The following is a 17,205-nucleotide window of genomic DNA, read 5'->3' on the forward strand; positions in this document are numbered from 1 at the left end:
AAGTTTCTCCTCCAGTCGCGCCAGCGGCTTTTTCTTTCGCCGGGTGCCTCGTTCGGAGCCCGACCCCAGCCTGACAGGAAGGAAGCCCATGGCCGACGAAGCGCTCGTTGTCATCGACCTGCAGAACGACTTTTGCCCGGGCGGCGCGCTGGCCGTTGCCGGCGGCGACGAGATCGTGCCGCTGGTCAATGACATGATCCGGCGGACAGACCATGTCGTGCTGACACAGGACTGGCACCCCGCCGGCCATTCCAGCTTCGCCTCCAGCCATCCTGGGTCGCAGCCCTATTCGACGATCGAGATGCCCTATGGTCAGCAGACGCTTTGGCCGGACCATTGCATCCAGGGCAGTCTCGGCTCGGATTTCCATTCCGGACTTGCCTGGACCAAGGCCGAACTCGTCATCCGCAAAGGCTTTCGCCCGGCCATCGACAGCTATTCCGCCTTCTTCGAGAATGATCATGCGACGCCCACGGGGCTCGCCGGCTATCTGCGGGAGCGCGGCATCGACACACTGACCCTGGTCGGCCTGGCGACCGATTTCTGCGTCGCCTTCTCGGCGCTGGACGCGGTCAAACAAGGGTTTAGAACCACGGTCAGGCTCGATGCCTGCCGTGGCATCGATCTCAACGGATCGCTCGAGACAATGCTGGCGAAGATGCGCGATGCCGGCGTGACGCTCGAAGATCGCACTTCGGGCTGACTCGTGGGGGGTAGAAGGGGATACTTGCCGATAGCGACCGGGGCGGGCGGCGCGCTCATCGTCGCGATGCTGTTGCCAGCCCAGGCCTTCGCGGCCGAAGAGCACGGCCTGCCTGGCGGCGCGATGTCGCTGTGGTGGGCGCTGCCTTTTGCCGGGCTGCTGTTGTCGATCGCGACCGGTCCGCTGCTGTTCCACCATGTCTGGGAACACCACTACGGCAAGATCGCGGCCTTGTGGGCGGCGCTGGTGATCGTGCCGCTCGCGATTGCCTTCGGTACTCCCGCGGCAACCGAGGCGGTGCTGCACGCGCTGCTGACGGAATACATGTCGTTCATTGTCCTGCTGTTTGCGCTCTACACGATTTCAGGCGGCATCCTGCTTGCCGGCAACATCCACGGCACACCGCTGGTCAATGCCGGGCTGCTGATCGTCGGGGCGCTGCTGGCCTCGGTGATCGGAACGACGGGCGCCTCGATGATCCTGATCAGGCCGATCCTGCGCGCCAACGACAACAGGCCTTTCAATGCCCATGTCGTCATCTTCTTCATTTTCCTGGTGTCCAACATTGGCGGTTCGCTGACGCCGCTCGGCGACCCCCCGCTGTTCGTCGGCTTCCTGCGCGGCGTCGATTTCTTCTGGACGACCACCAACCTCTACCGGGAGACGCTGTTCGTTGGCGTCGTCGTGCTGGCGGCGTTCCTGGCGATCGACCTCATCCTGCACCGGCGCGAGGCCGGCGCACCGAAGATCAAGGATCCGACACCCGATACGACGGTGCGCCTGCGCGGCCTGGCCAACCTCCCGCTGCTGGCCGGCGTGATCGGGGCCATCCTGCTGTCGGCGGCGTGGAAGCCGGGCGTGAGTTTTTCCGTGTTCGGCGTCGGTCTCGAACTGCAGAACCTGGTCCGCGACGCGATCATCCTCGCGCTGGCCCTGCTATCGCTTCCGCTCTCCTACAAGAGCCACCGAGAAGCGAACGGCTTCAACTGGGGTCCGATCGCGGAAGTGGCCAAACTGTTCGCCGGCATCTTCATCTGCATCGTCCCGGTCGTCGCAATTTTGAGGGCCGGCCACAACGGTGCGCTGGCGCCGCTGGTCGCGCTCGTCACCTCGGCGCAAGGCACGCCCAACGACCTCGCCTATTTCTGGCTGACCGGTGCATTGTCGTCCTTCCTCGACAATGCACCGACCTATCTGGTGTTTTTTGAGCTGGCGGGCGGCGATCCCCGCCACCTGATGACGGAGTTCGCCTCGACGCTTGCCGCGATCTCGGCCGGCGCCGTGTTCATGGGCGCCAACACCTATATCGGCAACGCACCCAACTTCATGGTCTATGCGATTGCCAGACATCGCGGCGTCAAGATGCCGGGCTTCTTTGGGTACATGCTGTGGTCCGGGCTGGTGCTGGTCCCGACCTTCTTGGTCGCGGGTTTTCTGTTTTTCGGTTGATCAACCCACGCCGACATAGCGCCGGACCGCCGAGGGGTCGACGCGCAGGGCCTCGATATCGACCGTCTCGCGGTTGCGGCCGTTTTCGATGAAGCAGACACGATCGGCGACCGACAGCACGGCATCGACCCGCTGTTCGACCAGGATGGTGGAGACATCCATCTCGCGCAGCTTCGACACCGTCTCGCGAATCCTGGCGATCATCGACGGCATCAACCCTTCGGTCGGCTCGTCGAGCAACAGCACCTGCGGCTCGAGGCAAAGCGCGCGCGCCATGGCCAGCATCTGCTGCTCGCCGCCGGACAAGGTGCCCGAGCGCTGCCGTAGCCGCTGACGCAGCAGCGGGAAGAGGTCGAGAACGTTCTCGCGCGTCGCCTTGCCCTTGCCGCGCGCCATCAGTCCGATCTCGATGTTTTCGGCCACCGTCATCTCGGCGAACAGGCGCCTGCCCTGCGGCACGTAGGCGACACCGGCCTTCGGCACTTCATGGGCCGGCAGGCCGGTCAATTCCTGCCCTGCGAGCCTGATCGAGCCGGCACGCGCGGGAACCAGGCCCATGATCGCCTTCAGCGTCGTCGTCTTGCCGGCGCCGTTGCGGCCGAACAGGCACAGCACCTCGCCCTTGTTCAGCACCAGGTCGAGCCCATAGAGTACCTGGACCGCGCCATAGAAGCAATCGAGCCCGGAAATCGTCAGCGCTTCGACTGTGCTCGCCTCCGTCATGGCGCCGTTCCCAGATAGGCATCCTGAACCGCAGCGTTCTCGCGGATCGCCTCGGGCGTGCCCTCGGCCAGGATCCTGCCGGCGTTGAAGACGGTGATGCGATCGGCAAGCTGCATCACGACCGGCATGTTGTGCTCGATCAGCAGCACGGTGGCGCTCTTGGCGATGTCGCGCACGAGTTCGATGAAATTGTCGATCTCGCTGTCGGCCAGACCTTGCGTCGGCTCGTCGAGGATCAGCAGGCGCGGTTTCAGCGCCAGGCCCATCGCCACTTCGAGCAATCGTTGATGGCCGTAGGACAATTGCCCGGCCGGCATATGGGTGCGGTCGGCCAGCCCTGTACGTTCAAGCGCAGAGATGACGCCGGCACGCAGCTCAGCCTTCGAGCGGCGATCGCTGAGCGTGAGCTGCACCGGCAGCGCGACATTGTCATAGACGCTGAGATTGGCAAAGACGCTGGTGATCTGGAAGGTGTAGGCGATGCCCCGGCGGACCCTGGCATAGGTCGGCAGGCCGGTGATGTCGGCACCGTCGAAGACGATCGCTCCCGAAGACGGCTGGATGCGGCCGCTGATCAGACTGACGAAGGTTGTCTTGCCGGCGCCGTTCGGACCGATGACGGCGCGGATCTCGCCCGGCATCAGGGTGAAGTCGACTTTGTCGACCGCACGCAGGCCGCCGAAGCTGCGCGACAGGCCCTTGGTGGTCAGCAGCGGCGTCATGGCAGCCATCCGAGCCAGCGCTGGCGGATGGTGCCGAGAATGCCTTTCGGGAAAAACAGCACCAGCAGAATGAGTGCCATGCCGACGATCAGCAGGTAGGCCGACGTGTAGCCGCTGGTGACGTCGATGACATAGTACATGAACAGCGTGCCGATCAGTGGTCCAAGCGTTGTGGCCGCACCGCCGAGCAGCACCCACAGCAGCGGCAGGATCGAATACTGTACCGAGGCGAAACTCGACCCGACATAGCCGAACAGCAGCGCGTAGGCGGCGCCGGACGCCGCGCAGATCATGCCGGAGACGATAATGGCGGCAAGCTTGTTGGAGAAGGTGTCGTAGCCCAGCATCTTCGTGCGTTCCTCATTCTCCCGGATCGCGATCAGCACGCGACCGTATCTGGACCGGACGACGGCAAGCGTGATCAGCAGCACGAGCGAAAACAAGCCCAGCGCCGTCATGTAGCGTACGGTCGGGTTGGTGAGATCGAGCGAGGTGGCGCCGAGATTGAGGACACGCGCCGGCTGCGGCACGACCTGACCCTGATCGCCGCCGGTCCAGGCCGCGAAGTAGAGAATGGCCAGATAAAACACCTGCGCGAACATCATGGTGACGATCATGAAGGCCACGCCCGTGGTGCGCAGCGCCAGGAGCCCGATCACCAGCGCCAACGCCGCGCCGCAGGCAATGCCGGCGAGGAACGCCAGCGGCACGCTCCAGCCGAGCTGGATGACGGCAAGGCCGGCGCCATAAAGCCCGGCGCCAAAAAACATCGCGTGGCCGAGGCTGAGCAGGCCGACATAGCCGAACAGCATGTTGTAGCCCATGGCGAAGACCGCCAGCACCATGATGCGGGCGAGCAGGCCGTGATAATAGCCCGGCAAGAGGAAGCTCAGCATGAAGAGCAGGGCGATCACGCCGAGATGCAGCGCATAGGCCTTTGCCGGCGAAGCTTCGCTCATCGCGATGCCGTCCCGAACAGGCCTTGCGGCCGGAACACCAGCACCATGGCGACCAGCAGCGTGGCGATGATCTTGGCCAGCGTCGGCGAGAAGAACATCGAGATGATGCCATCGGAGAGGCCGATCAGCACGGCGGCGACGACCGTGCCGCGCAACGAGCCGAGGCCGCCGATGATGACGACGATGAAGGACAAGAGCAGCGGATCCTGACCCATCAGGTAGTGCGCCTGGCTGATGGGCACGATCAGCACCGCGGCGATCGCCGCCAGCATGGCGCCGAGCGCGAAAACGCCGCCATAGACGCGGCCGACCGGGATGCCGAAGGCCTGCGCCGTCTCGCTGTCATACTGCGTGGCACGCATGATGAGGCCGATCCTGGTGCGCGTCAGCACCAGCCGTGTCGCGATCAGCAGAAGAGCGGATGCGGCGATGATAGACAGCTTGTAGCCGGAATAGCCGAACCACGGCAGAAGGATGCGATAGCTGAACGGCGGCTCCACGGGCCGCGCTTCGGGGCCATAGAAGGTCAGCGCCAGCTGCTGGATGATGTAGAGCATGCCGATGGTGGCGACGATGGTGGCTTCCGGATTGTAGTTGAGCCGGCTCAGCACCAGCCGTTCGGCGACCAGCGCGATGGCGCCGACGATCAGCGGCGCGATCACCAGCGCCGCCAGGAAGCCAAGAGCCGGATGGCCGCCAATTGCCGATGTGATCGCCCAGGCAAGCACGGCGCCCAGCATGAAGAACTCGCCATGGGCGACGTTGACGACACGCATGACGCCGAACACCAGCGACAAGCCCAGCGCCGTCAAGGCCAGCACGGCCGAGGTGACGAGGCCTTCAAGGGTTGCGAGGAGAAGGTGGGGTCCAAAGTGCATTTGTTATGCACCAACGGATGCGCGAGGCACCCCCCTCTGCCCTGCCGGGCATCTCCCCCGCAAGGGGGGAGATGCGATGTCCTCGCTGGTTTCGCCAATCATCAACGCGGGCAGATGGGCGCTGCCATACGAACTGCCGATCTCCCCCCTTGCGGGGGAGATGGCCGGCAGGCCAGAGGGGGGTGCCTTGGCGCTCACGCTTGCTAGATGGCCAAGTTCACAGCGCCTGCGTCGTGTAATCCCCTTCGGCCTCGTAAAGGCCATCCTCGATCTTGGTCTTGTGCACGACTTTCAGCTTGCCGCCCTCGACCTTGGAGATGTTCTGGATGCCAAAGCACTGGTGGATCTTGCCATTGAAGGTTTTTGGCCCCTGCGGATGCTCCGGGCCTTCGGCGAATTCCTTCAGCGCCTCGGTCGCCTCGACCAGCTTGGCGCGGTCTTCCGGCCCCTTGTAGCCGGCGTCTTCCATCGCCTTCTTGACGACGTAGAGCGTTTCCCAGCAGCCGAACATGTGCGCGGCGGTGGAGACATCCTTGGCGTCGCCGACGGCGGCGCCATTGTCGTCGATTCCGACAGCGGCCCGATAGGCTTTCTGCGCTTCGGTGTCGTCGGGCTGGGCGTAGCGCGGCGAGCCTTCCCAGAAATGGCTGCCGTCGAGGAATTCGAGGCCGGGGCTGTTGATGTCCACGGCTTCCAGCGAATCGATGAAGCCGAAGAGTTGCGGCCGGTTGGAACCGTAGAACTCGCCGAGTTCCTTGACGAAGGTGAGCACCGCCGGGCCGACCATGACGTGGTAGATCACCTCGGTCTCGGGCGGGATTTGCGGGAAGTACTTGGTGAAGGACGATTCCGTCGGCGGAATGGCGATCTGCGCGATCACCTCGGCGCCTTGCGCCTTCAGCGCCGGCGGCAGGTAGTCGCGATGGTCGTAGCCGAAGGCGAAATCGGGGAATATCTGCGTCACCTTCTTGCCGGCATTGGCCGCGATCCATGGCGCCATCGACTGGATCTGGCTCTTCACGTCGGTGATGCCGGGCTGGAAGACATAGCGGTTGAGCTTGGTCGAGGCGACGTGGTGACCTTCGCTGACGACGAAGTAGGGCATCTTGTTTTCGCCGGCGGCAGGCGCCGAGCCGATGACGACATGCGAGAACAGCGTGCCGAAGACGATGTCGGTCTTGTGCTGGGTGGCGAACTTGCCGACCACTTCGGCGCCGCGGCCGGGATCGGTGCCGTCATCCTCGATGATCACCTCGACCTGGCGGCCATTGATGCCGCCGGCGGCATTGATCGCCTTGATCGCGGCGGCGGTCGTCTTCTCGTACCAGCGGCCATAGGCGGCGCCAATGCCGGTGCGGTGCGACTGGAAGCCGATCTTGATCGGCGCCGAACTCTGTGCCTGGGAGTAGCGGACGAAGCCGGGCGCCATGGCGAGGCCAGCGCCGGCGGCGAGGCCCTTCAGCGTGGTACGGCGGGTGAGTGTGGTTTTGGAGAGATCGAAAAATCCGTTCTTGTCAGTCACGTTCGTTCCCCTGTTTTTGTGTTTTGACCAACGATAAGGCGGCTCAAACATCCTCGGCAAGAGGATGCAAAATTGCATGTGTACAAACTAAATCACCAAAGGCTTGGCCTGGCAAGCGAGCTTTCCGTCGGGGCATGGCTCACAGGAGATGGCTTGTCTCATCCGACTGTCGGCGTGGCAAGCAGCCAGAGACCGAAAATGGTGTAGGCGATCATCAACACGGTGAGCGGAACCTGACTGAGCGCGGCGCGGGCCGGCTGGGGATGCAGGCGCCAGGCAAAGCCGTGCGCGACGAGGACAGCGAGCACATGGCCAAGGATGATGGCGCCCGCCTGGACATTCCACAGCCCCCATGCCGACGCCGCGCCGGCGACGATGCCGGCCTCGACCTGCATGTCGGCGGTGCCGAACAGGTTCCAGCCCAGCGCGAAGGGATCGGATAGGGAGGCCAGCGCATATTGGCCGTCGACCAGCAGCGCCGTCAGATAATGCGCGACATGGTAGGCGAGCGCGATCGGCACGATCGACCACACCAGCATGCCGGCTGCCTGGGCGAAAGGCTGGCCGCCGCGGGCAAGACGCTGGCCGAGGACGACGGCAAGCAGGAACACCGCCGCGAGCAGCACGAATGTCATAACGAGCCCAAGCGTGCCGCTGCCGATCACGGCCGTGCGGCCCGGAAACTCGAGCGGATTGATGCCGAACAGGCCGAGCCAGGAGAAGGTCTTCGACAGGCCGTCGAAGGAGACCGAGGACAAAGCGAGCAGCAGGAAGGCGATGCCGCTGGCGGGCAGCGGCTGGGCCCGGAGCAGTTTGGCGCCCGGCCAGCACAGCGCAAGACGGCCTTTGTCGCCGCGCTCGATCGGCGCGAAGCGCGCCACCACCGAAAAGAAGATGCCGAGGAATTCACCGCTTCGACCCCATCTGTCGTAGCCGAACACCAGCATCGCCACCAAGGTGAACAGCCAGTAGAGGCCGGCGGCGAAGGCCAGCCGCGCCGGATCGTCGGGAGCGGGATAGACGAGTTCGAACCAGGCGAAGGCAAAAAACAGCATGACAGCCGGCCAGCAGCCGAGCCATTGCGGAAGTTGCCTGAACCCGTCATCGCTTCCGCCGGTCAGCCGCGACAGTAGCCGCCACGGGCCGTACCAGGGGTTGAGCCACGACCAGATATCGCCGAACACGCCTTGCAGCAGTGTCAGGCCGGCCCATAGCAGCGTCCACACCACCAGTGGCAGCGGGTTGGAGAGCGGGTCGCGGCTGCCGATGAAGCCGGCGGCGAGGAGAATTGCAAAGCCGGCAAAGGATGCCAGGCTGATGGCTGCGCGGACGCTGTCGCCGAAGGCGAATAGCGGCAGGCGTCGGCGCCAGAAACGGTCGAGGGTGTCGGACGGCAGCAATGCCAAGACAAGGAAACTGGCGGCCACGGCGAAAGCGCCGCCGGCGAGATAATAGCCGGTAGGAAGGAGCAGGACGTGGCCGCGGTCGGAGGCGTGGGCGAAGGCGAGAGTGGGGGAGACGAGCCACAAGGCCGAGAACCATAAGGCGAACGGCAGACGGAGGCGTTCTACGACAGAACTCGAACTGTCCAAGAGCCCGACCACCCTCAAACCTTGACCAGTTGCTCCACGCGATCCTTCTGCCCAAATATCCTCAAATACCGCTCGATCTCCTTGAGATCGCCGGTCGCCTTGGCCGGGTTGTCGGAAAGCTTGACCGCCGGCCGGCCATTGGCCTCGGTGACCTTGCAGACCAGCGATATGGCGTCGAGGCTGTTGGTTTGCGTCGGCGCGCAGCCTTCGAAGTCGTTGGTCAGGTTGGTGCCCCAGCCGAAGGACATGCGCACCTTGCCCTTGAAATGACGGTAGGTCTCCTCGATGGTCTCGACCTCAAGCCCGTCGGAGAAGATCAGCAGCTTCTGCCTGGGGTCCTTGCCCTTCTCGCGCCACCAGTCGATGATTTTTTCGCCACCTTCGATCGGCGGCGCGCTGTCGGGGCGGAAGCCGGTCCAGTCGGCGACCCAGTCCGGCGCGTCGCGCAGGAACGAGGCGGTGCCGAAGGCATCGGGCAGCACGATCAAGAGATTGCCGCCATAGTAGCGCTGCCAGTCCTGCAACACCTTGTAGGGCGACTGCTTCAGCTCTTTTTCCGAATTGGCAAGGGCGGCAAACACCATCGGCAGTTCATGCGCGTTGGTGCCCAGCGCTTCGAGATCATTGTCCATGGCCAGCAGCACGTTGGAGGTGCCGGTGAAAGCCTCGCCGATGCCTTCCTTGAGCGCCTCGACGCACCAGCGCTGCCACAGGAAGGAATGGCGCCGGCGGGTACCGAAATCCGAGATGCGGATGCCGGGCAGCGCCTTCAGCCGTTCGGTCTTGGCCCACATCTTGGCCTTGGCGCGGGCATAGAGCACGTCGAGCGTAAAAGGCCCGAACGATCGCAAAGCGGCACGCGAACGCAATTCATTGATGATGGCGAGCGCGGGGATCTCCCAAAGCGTGGTGTACATCCAGGGGCCGGAGAAAGAGAGCTCGTACTGGCCGTCACGCTTGGAAAGCTCATAGTCGGGCAGCCGGAAGCCTTCCAGCCAGGCGAGGAATTCCGGCTCGAAAATCTGCTTGCGGCCGTAGAAATTGTTGCCGGCCAGCCAGATCATTTCCTTCTTGGAGAAGCGCAAGGTGCGGGCATGGTCGAGTTGTTCGCGCAGCTCGCCTTCATCGATCTCGTCGGCGAGGCGGACCGAAGTCGTCCGATTGATCAGCGAGAAGGTGGTGTCGACCTTGGGGTACATGCCCCAGATCATCTGCAGCATCAAAAGCTTGTAGAAATCCGTATCGAGCAGGCTGCGCACGATCGGGTCGAGCTTCCAGGTGTGGTTATAGACACGCCGCGCAATATCGGTCTTTGCCATGCTTGCTGCCGCCTTCGCTGCCTGCCACCCACAATCGCGACAGGCCTCATAGCATCGAATTGGCAAAAACGCTGCCCGCTTTCAGGCTGGCCCGACAAAAAGAAAGCCCTGCATGCGGCTATGTGGGTTTGCCGCCCATCACCTTGAGCGCGGGACGTTTGCGGCGGGTGACGAGGCGGCCCGCAACCGGGGCGTCGGCGCGGCCGTCATCCCCGGCCTTCTCGGCAAACAGCCAGTCGATGAACACCTGCACGATCGGCGTCGCCCGCATTTCATTGCGGCAAACGACATAGAAATCGTCGACCGCCGGCACCGACAGGCTGAACGGCGCGACCAGCATGCCCCTGGCCAGCAGGGCGCTTGCCGTCACCGAGTCGCCCAGCGCCACGCCGTGGCCATGGACGGCGGCTTCCGCCGTCATGCGTGCATCGCCGAGATGATGACGCCGGCCGCGCTCCAGGTCCAGCGCGTCGGCGGCGGCCAGCCAGGTGTGCCACTCGCGGCCATCGTCGCCATGCAGCAAGACATGTTCGGCGAGGTCGCGAACATTGCGGATCGGCCGGTTGTTGATCAGCGTCGGGCTGACCACCGGGAACAGCTCCAGGCCAGACCATTTGCGCATCCAGCAGTCGGTCCAGCTGCCATCGCCATAGTGCACGCAGACATCGATATGCGGCGCCCGGCTATCCCTGGGATCGTTGGAGGGAATGAGCGTCAGCTGGATGTCGGGATATTGCGCGGTGAAGCTGCCCAGCCTCGGCGTTATCCACAAGAGCAGCAACGCAGGCACGCAGGACACCGACAGCGCGCCGCTGCTTGCCGGCCGCGTCAGCCGTTGGGTGGCGGCGGCGATACCGTCGAAGGCGACCGATACCGCCGGCAAAAGTTCGGCGCCATGCGGGGTCAGCTTGACCCGCTGGCCGACGCGCTCGAACAGCTTGACGCCAAGCGATTGCTCCAGCGCCTTGATCTGGTGGCTGACGGCGCCGTGCGTGACATTCAGTTCGTTCGCCGCCTTGGTCAGCGAGGCATGGCGGGCCGTGGCCTCGAAGGCGCGCAGCGGGTTGAGTGGTGGCAGGCGCTTGGCCATGGATGCTCGGCTTTACTGTGAGATTTTCTCACAGGAAACACCCTAACAATATCAATTGCTTTTTCAAAGCGGCTGCCGGACACTTTGATCCGGAGCAATATCAAGACGTGAAATCTGCAGACTGCCAGCGGGACAACGGCCCGGCCGGATGACGGTCGGTTCGCCCGAAATGACCGCCGGCACCACTGCATCAGCCGAGGAGAAGCGGATATGGGATACGATCGCGGCAAGCTCGATGCGCTGCGTCGCAAATATGGCGAGAGCCATGGCGGCGAGATGTTCGACCCGAAATTCCGCAAGGTCGCCGACAAGATCTTTTCCAAGAGCGGCACGCGGCTGGCGCCCTATTCCGGCATCCCGACTTTCCTCACCGCGCCCTACCGCGAAATTGCAGCGGACAATCCGGACTTCGGCGACCTGCAGGTGGCGATAACAGGCGTGCCGATGGATCTCGGCGTCACCAACCGGCCGGGCTCGCGCTTCGGGCCGCGCGCCTTGCGAGCGATCGAGCGCATCGGCCCCTACAATCATGTGCTGGAATGCGCGCCGACGCATGAACTCAGGGTCGCCGACATCGGCGACGTTCCGTTCCAGAGCCGCTACCGACTGGAGACCAGCCATGAGGATATCGAGCGGCGCATCAACCAGATCGTCGACGCCGGGGTCATCCCGTTGTCGGTCGGCGGCGACCACTCGATCACCCACCCGATCCTGAAGGCGGTCGGCAAGAAGGCGCCGGTCGGCCTGATCCACATCGACGCCCATTGCGACACCAGCGGCCTGTTCGACCTGACCAAATTCCACCATGGGGGCCCGTTCCGCAACGCGGTGCTGGACGGCGTGCTCGATCCGACGCGCACCATCCAGATCGGCATCCGCGGCTCGGCCGAATATCTGTGGGAATTCACCTACGAGTCCGGGATGACCGTGGTCCATGCCGAGGAAGTGACCGGTCTCGGCATTCCCGCCATCATCGAGAAGGCGCGCAGAATAGTCGGTGACGGCCCGACCTATGTGTCCTTCGACATCGACAGCGTCGATCCCGCCTTCGCACCGGGCACCGGCACGCCGGAAGTCGGCGGGCTGACGACGCGCGAAGTGCTCGAACTGCTGCGCGGCCTCAAGGGTCTCAACATTGTCGGTGGCGATGTCGTCGAGGTGGCGCCGCAATATGACGCCACCACCAACACGGCGCACGCCGGCGCGCAGGTGCTGTTCGAGATCCTGAGCCTGATGGTGTTCAGCCCGGCAGTATCAGGCAAGGGGGCCTGACAGAGAAAGGCGGCCGCCGCACTGGAGCCGGCGGCCGACCCAAACAATCAAAAGCTTCCAGAAGGGGAATGACAATGACAATCCACCGCAAATCATCCATCGCCGCCGTTCTGCTCGTGGGGTTAGCCGGCTTCGCCACGCAAGCCGCCAATGCCGACGCGCTGGCCGACATCACCAAGGCCGGCACCATCAATGTCGGCGTCTTCGCCGACTTCCCGCCTTTCTCCTCGGCCAGTGCCGACATGAGCCTCAAGGGCTATGACATGGATGTGGCGCAGTACATCGCCGACACGCTCAAGGTGAAGCTCAACACCGTTGCCGTCACCGGCCAGAACCGCATCCCCTATTTGAACGACCATCGCGTCGACATCCTGATGAGCGTCGGCTACTCGAAAGAGCGCGAGCAGGTCATCGACTTCGCCGCTGCTTACGCGCCCTATTACATCGCGGTGATCGGTCCGGCGGCAATGCCAGTCAAAGGCAAGGAAGATCTCGGCGGCAAGTCGATCGCCGTCAATCGCGGCACGCTGGAAGACACCTCGCTCACCGAGGCAGCACCGGCCTCGGCGGACATCAAGCGTTTCGACAACTACAATTCAGTGATCCAGGCCTTCATCTCAGGCCAGACCCAATTGATGGTCGTCGGCAACGATGTCGGCGCGCAGGTGCTGGCCAAGCAGGATGCGCTGAAGCCGGAGCAGAAGTTTCAGCTTCTGACCTCGCCTTCGCATATCGGCCTCAACAAGCATGAGGATGCCCTCAAGAAGGCGGTCAACGACGCCATTGCCAAGATGCTGGCCGACGGCAAGCTTGACGAAAGCTCGAAGGCCTGGCTGAAGACGCCGCTCAATCCCGACAACCTCAAGGATTGAGTTGCCGTGGCCTTCGGCTGGCTTCCAGGTGCCGTGGCCGACATCGCGCACGGCGCGGCGACGACGATCCTTTTGATCGCCGTCACCACGCTTGCGGGCACGCTGCTCAGCATCCTCGGTGCCGCCGGGCGGCGAAGCGGCCCCGCGCTGCTGCGCCGGGCCATCGGCTGGTATGTCGAGGTGATGCGCAACACGCCGTTCCTGGTGCAGCTGTTCTTCATCTTCTTCGGCCTGCCTAGCCTCGGCATCAGGCTCGATCCGATCCTGGCCGCCATGCTGGCGATGACGCTCAACATGGCCGCCTACACGATCGAGATCGTCGGCGCCGGCCTTGACGCGGTGCCGCACGGGCAGACAGAAGCGGCCCTGGCGCTTGGGCTGAGGCCGCGCCAGGTGTTCATCAAGATCGTGCTGCCGCAGGCGCTCAAGATCATCTATCCCGCGCTGACCAGCCAGATCGTCATCATGATGCTGGAATCAGCCGTGGTGTCGCAGATCGCGGTGCGCGAGCTGACCTATGAGGCCGACATGCTGCAGGCGCGCACTTTCCGTTCTTTCGAGACGTATTTCGTCGTCACGCTGGTCTATCTCTTGATGTCGATGGCCTTGCGGCGGCTGCTGGTTGCAGGCGGCCGCCGCGCGCTCGGAGCTGGCGTGTCATGATCGAATTCACCCTCTGGGACATTGTGCGCAACCTTCTGCTTGCCGCGCGCTGGACGGTGCTTTTGTCGCTGGCCGCGTTCGTCGGCGGCGCGGTGGTCGGAATGGCGGTGCTGTTCCTGAGGATCGCCAAAAACAAGTGGAGCCGGCGCGTTGCCTCCGGCTACATCGCCTTGTTCCAGGGGACGCCGCTCTTGATGCAGCTGTTCCTGATGTTCTTCGGCCTGCCGATGCTTGGCCTGCGCATCGAGCCGTGGACGGCGGCGGTGCTCGGCCTCACCTTCTTCGCCAGCGCCTATCTGGCCGAAATCTGGCGCTCCGGCGTCGATGCGCTGCCATTAGGCCAATGGGATGCCGGCGCCAGCCTCGGCCTTCACTATCTGCAGGAGCTCAGGCTGATCATCCTGCCGCAGGCGTTTGCGATCACCCGCGCGCCGACGGTCGGTTTCCTGGTGCAGCTGATCAAGTCAACCGCGCTGACCTCGATCATCGGCTTCGAGGAGCTGGTGCGAACCTCCAACGCCATCAACAACGCCACCTTCGAGCCGTTCAAGGTCTATGGGCTGGTGGCGCTGATCTTCTTCGCCCTATGCTTCCCGCTGACGCAGTATGCGCGACGGCTCGAGAAGCGGGCTCCGGTGCGCTGAGTCCGACGGCGTGTTGCGCTGGCCAACATCGACGGCGGCCGCAAACTCCCGGTGCCTGGCGTTCGAACGCCTCTTGAAGGTCATTTGATCTGTTGGATGCTCAGCTTTCGACCGAAGAGGACCCTTGCCCCTCGCCGTTTCCAAATCCTCACGGACGAACGCGGATGATCGTCTTCCCAGTGCGTCGCCCGGTAGGGTTGAAGGCGGCGACGGCATCGTTGAGGGTCGAAACGTTGCCGATGTTCGTCCGCAGTCGTCCGTCCCGCACCCGCTGGACGATCTCGCTCAGCTGGGCACGATCGGACTCGACAACGAAGTCAACCGCCAGGCCGTCGGCAGGCCGCGCCTCTGTCGATCCGACGACGGACACCAGTGTTCCTCCGGCTCGAATCAGGCCGGCGGACCGCTTCCCGATTTCCCCGCCGATCACATCGAACACGAGAGCGACTTCGCCCACGTCTTCGAGGGCGTCGTTTTCGAGGTCGACGAACTCATTCGCGCCAAAGTCGAGCACCGTCTGACGGTCGGCGGCGCGTCCGGTGCCGATGACGTAGGCGCCCGCCTCTCGTGCAAGTTGCGTCACCATCGACCCGACCGCGCCGGCCGCACCGTGCGCGAGGACGCTCTGCCCCGCCTGAAGGCGGCCATGCTGGAAGAGTCCCTGCCACGCGGTGAGACCCGAGATCGGCAGGCTTGCGCCCACCGTGAAGTCGACGTCGCCCGGCAGCGGCGCGAGGTTGCGTGCTTCCATGGCTACATACTCCGCGAGCGTGCCGTCGCGATGCCAGTCGGCGAGGCCGAATACTCTCTGACCTACCGACAGTCCCGTTGTGCCGTACCCGAGTGCGATGACAACTCCGGCCAGCTCGTGCCCAAGGATCGACGGTGTTCGGTCAAGGCCGCGGCGGTCGGTCCAGGTCGAGGGCCATGCCAGCTCGGTCGGGACGAATCCCGAAGCATGAACCTGAACGACGACATCGTTTATCGCTGGCTGCGGCTCAGGCCGCTCCACCAGCTTCATCCCGGCCGTTCCCGCAGCCTGGTCCGTCACCACAATTGCCTTCATGATAATTCTCCTCGGTCATTTGTCTCTTGGTGGAAACGTTTGCCGCTTGGGAACCGTTCAATATCTTATGCCAGGGCCTTCTCTTAGCGGGCGTCCGTGGTCCGGTCTGAAGGCGTCGTTTTAATGGGCGGCAATGTTAGGACATGCCGGAAGGCTGGCAACCGGCCACCGGGTTCAATGTCCGAACGCGCCTGACGGCACGATGCGGTCGCGGCGCAGCCAGCGGGCCAGAAGCAGCGCTGCTACCACGGCCAGCCCCGAAGACAGGCCGATCCAGATGCCGACGCCGTGGAAGGCGAAATGGAAGGCGAGCAGCACGCCGAGCGGCAGGCCGACACCCCAATAGCCGATCGCGGCATAGATCATCGGGACCTTGGTGTCGTGCAGGCCGCGCAGCATGCCGGCGGCAACCGCCTGCGCGCCGTCGAAGACCTGGAACAGGGCAGCGAAAACCAGGAACGAACCGGCTAGCGCGATCACCCTGGCATTGGCGGGATTGCCAAGGTCGATGAAGGCGCTGATCAGGAGATGCGGCCAAAGCACCATCACCAGCCCCATCAGCGCCATGAAGGAAACGCCGATGACGAAGGCGGTCCAGCCGGCACGCGACACACCTTCGGGATTGCCGGCGCCATGGGCAAGCCCGACCCGCACCGTCACCGCTTGGTTGAGGCCGAGCGGCACCATGAAGGAAATCGAGGCGATCTGGATGGCGATGGCGTGCGCGGCCAGCGAATCCGCGTCGATCAGGCCCATCAGCAGGGCGGCGGCATTGAAGATCGTCACCTCGAAGGCAAGGATGCCGGCGATCGGCAGACCGAGCCGCAGCAGGCCCTTGAAGCGCGGCCAGTCGGATCGCCAGAAGCGGCCGAACAGGTGATAGCGCCGGAATTTTTTCTCCCACATCACCACGACAGCCATGCCGGCGAACATCAGCGTTGAGGACAGCGAGGTCGCAAGGCCCGAGCCGGCGATGCCCATGGCCGGAACACCGAGATTGCCGAACATGAACACCCAGTTGGCGAACACGTTGAAGGCCACGGCGACGAAGACGATGACCAGCGCCCAGCCCGGCCGCTCCAGCGCCGAGATGAACGAGCGCAGCACGATGTAGCCGTAGAAGGGCAGCACCGCCCACTCCAGCCAGCGCAGGTAAATGCCGGCCTGGCGCGCCAGCGCCGGCTCTTGGCCCATGGCCAGCAGGATGGCCTCGCCGTGCCACAGCACGAGCCAGATCGGGACCGAGATCAGGATCGCCAACCACAGGCCCTGGCGCACGGTGCGGCGCAGGTCACGTACGGAATAGCGGCGGCGGCCAAGCTCGGTCGCGATCATCGGCGAGGTCGCCAGCATCAGGCCGAGGCCGAAGATCAGCGGCATGAAATACAGGTTGGCGCCGAGCGCGCCGCTGGCCAGCGTGTCCGCGCCGAGGCGGCCCATCATCATGACGTCGGTGGCGGTCATCGCCGTCTGGCCGAGATTGGTCAGCACCATCGGCCAGGCCAGCGCCAGCGTCGCCCTGATTTCCTGACGCCAAAGATTTTCCGGCGCGCGAGCGCCGGCTTCGATCGCGGACATTGTCCTGCTCTTTCAAGGTTGCGGCGCGTCGGCAAAGAGCCGGAAGCCGCATTGCAAACGGCAAAACCTTCGGTTTCGCGGCGTTTGCGCCGTCTCTTGAACGAAATGCGACATGAAGGCAAGGGAGGGGCGCGAGAACAGATTGAGCCAGCG

At 64.1% G+C, this 17,205-nt stretch carries 16 protein-coding genes; 6 read left to right on the plus strand and 10 right to left on the minus strand.

Annotated features, from left to right (window positions below; all coding sequences use genetic code 11):
- The first annotated feature begins 88 nt into the window (after positions 1-88).
- Together pncA and MESAU_RS02455 are read left to right on the plus strand one after the other, a co-directional pair.
- Positions 89-703, plus strand: a complete 615-nt coding sequence (pncA, locus tag MESAU_RS02450; RefSeq protein WP_015314462.1) for a bifunctional nicotinamidase/pyrazinamidase — start codon at positions 89-91, stop codon at positions 701-703.
- Between the two features lie 66 nt (positions 704-769).
- A complete protein-coding gene (locus MESAU_RS02455; protein WP_041163592.1) occupies positions 770-2,152 on the plus strand; it encodes a sodium:proton antiporter in 1,383 nt (460 codons plus the stop codon).
- On the opposite strand, the gene MESAU_RS02460 is transcribed toward MESAU_RS02455, so the two are convergent.
- The 8 genes from MESAU_RS02460 to gcvA all read right to left on the minus strand — a co-directional run bounded on the left by MESAU_RS02460 (position 2,153) and on the right by gcvA (position 10,957).
- Complete coding sequence (locus tag MESAU_RS02460) at positions 2,153-2,875, minus strand: ABC transporter ATP-binding protein (RefSeq protein WP_015314464.1); 723 nt, start codon at positions 2,873-2,875, stop codon at positions 2,153-2,155.
- A complete protein-coding gene (locus MESAU_RS02465) occupies positions 2,872-3,597 on the minus strand; it encodes an ABC transporter ATP-binding protein (RefSeq protein ID WP_015314465.1) in 726 nt (241 codons plus the stop codon). The genes MESAU_RS02460 and MESAU_RS02465 overlap by 4 nt, the downstream gene beginning before the upstream one ends.
- On the minus strand, positions 3,594-4,556 hold the full coding sequence (locus tag MESAU_RS02470) for a branched-chain amino acid ABC transporter permease (protein ID WP_015314466.1): 963 nt from the start codon (positions 4,554-4,556) through the stop codon (positions 3,594-3,596). Before MESAU_RS02470 ends, MESAU_RS02465 begins: the two co-directional genes overlap by 4 nt.
- Positions 4,553-5,434, minus strand: coding sequence for a branched-chain amino acid ABC transporter permease (locus MESAU_RS02475; RefSeq protein WP_015314467.1), 882 nt, complete (start codon positions 5,432-5,434; stop codon positions 4,553-4,555). The genes MESAU_RS02470 and MESAU_RS02475 overlap by 4 nt, the downstream gene beginning before the upstream one ends.
- 217 nt (positions 5,435-5,651) lie before the next feature.
- Positions 5,652-6,956, minus strand: coding sequence for an ABC transporter substrate-binding protein (locus MESAU_RS02480; RefSeq protein WP_015314468.1), 1,305 nt, complete (start codon positions 6,954-6,956; stop codon positions 5,652-5,654).
- 158 nt (positions 6,957-7,114) lie between these two features.
- Complete coding sequence (locus MESAU_RS02485) at positions 7,115-8,485, minus strand: hypothetical protein (protein WP_245262937.1); 1,371 nt, start codon at positions 8,483-8,485, stop codon at positions 7,115-7,117.
- A 77-nt stretch (positions 8,486-8,562) separates the two neighbouring features.
- The gene (pncB, locus tag MESAU_RS02490; RefSeq protein WP_015314470.1) at positions 8,563-9,867 is read right to left on the minus strand and encodes a nicotinate phosphoribosyltransferase; all 1,305 of its coding nucleotides are present in this window, start codon (positions 9,865-9,867) and stop codon (positions 8,563-8,565) included.
- A 118-nt stretch (positions 9,868-9,985) separates the two neighbouring features.
- The gene (gcvA, locus tag MESAU_RS02495; protein ID WP_015314471.1) at positions 9,986-10,957 is read right to left on the minus strand and encodes a transcriptional regulator GcvA; all 972 of its coding nucleotides are present in this window, start codon (positions 10,955-10,957) and stop codon (positions 9,986-9,988) included.
- Between the two features lie 210 nt (positions 10,958-11,167).
- Here gcvA and speB point away from each other — a divergent pair, with 210 nt between their 5' ends.
- From speB to MESAU_RS02515, 4 genes are all read left to right on the plus strand, one after another.
- Positions 11,168-12,229 carry an agmatinase gene (gene speB, locus MESAU_RS02500; RefSeq protein WP_015314472.1) on the plus strand — a complete coding sequence of 354 codons (1,062 nt, stop codon included), beginning with the start codon at positions 11,168-11,170 and terminating at the stop codon, positions 12,227-12,229.
- 74 nt (positions 12,230-12,303) lie between these two features.
- Positions 12,304-13,101, plus strand: a complete 798-nt coding sequence (locus MESAU_RS02505) for a transporter substrate-binding domain-containing protein (RefSeq protein WP_015314473.1) — start codon at positions 12,304-12,306, stop codon at positions 13,099-13,101.
- Between the two features lie 6 nt (positions 13,102-13,107).
- Positions 13,108-13,764, plus strand: coding sequence for an amino acid ABC transporter permease (locus MESAU_RS02510; protein WP_015314474.1), 657 nt, complete (start codon positions 13,108-13,110; stop codon positions 13,762-13,764).
- The gene (locus MESAU_RS02515; RefSeq protein ID WP_015314475.1) at positions 13,761-14,408 is read left to right on the plus strand and encodes an amino acid ABC transporter permease; all 648 of its coding nucleotides are present in this window, start codon (positions 13,761-13,763) and stop codon (positions 14,406-14,408) included. The genes MESAU_RS02510 and MESAU_RS02515 overlap by 4 nt, the downstream gene beginning before the upstream one ends.
- Positions 14,409-14,556: 148 nt before the next feature.
- Here the strand turns inward: MESAU_RS02515 and MESAU_RS02520 are convergent, their stop codons facing one another.
- Both MESAU_RS02520 and MESAU_RS02525 read right to left on the minus strand, forming a co-directional pair.
- A complete protein-coding gene (locus tag MESAU_RS02520) occupies positions 14,557-15,474 on the minus strand; it encodes an NADP-dependent oxidoreductase (protein WP_015314476.1) in 918 nt (305 codons plus the stop codon).
- Between the two features lie 174 nt (positions 15,475-15,648).
- Positions 15,649-17,052 carry an MATE family efflux transporter gene (locus tag MESAU_RS02525; protein WP_015314477.1) on the minus strand — a complete coding sequence of 468 codons (1,404 nt, stop codon included), beginning with the start codon at positions 17,050-17,052 and terminating at the stop codon, positions 15,649-15,651.
- Positions 17,053-17,205 lie beyond the last annotated feature (153 nt).

The sequence above is a fragment of the Mesorhizobium australicum WSM2073 genome (genome assembly GCF_000230995.2).
Classification (GTDB): domain Bacteria; phylum Pseudomonadota; class Alphaproteobacteria; order Rhizobiales; family Rhizobiaceae; genus Mesorhizobium; species Mesorhizobium australicum.

Bases quoted from the DNA above. Each gene is read 5' to 3' on its own strand.
- pncA (WP_015314462.1), top strand. From the start codon at position 89: ATGGCCGACGAAGCGCTCGTTGTCATCGACCTGCAGAACGACTTTTGC.
- MESAU_RS02455 (WP_041163592.1), top strand. From the start codon at position 770: ATGCTGTTGCCAGCCCAGGCCTTCGCGGCCGAAGAGCACGGCCTGCCT.
- MESAU_RS02460 (WP_015314464.1), bottom strand. From the start codon at position 2,875: ATGACGGAGGCGAGCACAGTCGAAGCGCTGACGATTTCCGGGCTCGAT.
- MESAU_RS02465 (WP_015314465.1), bottom strand. From the start codon at position 3,597: ATGACGCCGCTGCTGACCACCAAGGGCCTGTCGCGCAGCTTCGGCGGC.
- MESAU_RS02470 (WP_015314466.1), bottom strand. From the start codon at position 4,556: ATGAGCGAAGCTTCGCCGGCAAAGGCCTATGCGCTGCATCTCGGCGTG.
- MESAU_RS02475 (WP_015314467.1), bottom strand. From the start codon at position 5,434: ATGCACTTTGGACCCCACCTTCTCCTCGCAACCCTTGAAGGCCTCGTC.
- pncB (WP_015314470.1), bottom strand. From the start codon at position 9,867: ATGGCAAAGACCGATATTGCGCGGCGTGTCTATAACCACACCTGGAAG.
- gcvA (WP_015314471.1), bottom strand. From the start codon at position 10,957: ATGGCCAAGCGCCTGCCACCACTCAACCCGCTGCGCGCCTTCGAGGCC.
- speB (WP_015314472.1), top strand. From the start codon at position 11,168: ATGGGATACGATCGCGGCAAGCTCGATGCGCTGCGTCGCAAATATGGC.
- MESAU_RS02505 (WP_015314473.1), top strand. From the start codon at position 12,304: ATGACAATCCACCGCAAATCATCCATCGCCGCCGTTCTGCTCGTGGGG.
- MESAU_RS02515 (WP_015314475.1), top strand. From the start codon at position 13,761: ATGATCGAATTCACCCTCTGGGACATTGTGCGCAACCTTCTGCTTGCC.
- MESAU_RS02520 (WP_015314476.1), bottom strand. From the start codon at position 15,474: ATGAAGGCAATTGTGGTGACGGACCAGGCTGCGGGAACGGCCGGGATG.
- MESAU_RS02525 (WP_015314477.1), bottom strand. From the start codon at position 17,052: ATGTCCGCGATCGAAGCCGGCGCTCGCGCGCCGGAAAATCTTTGGCGT.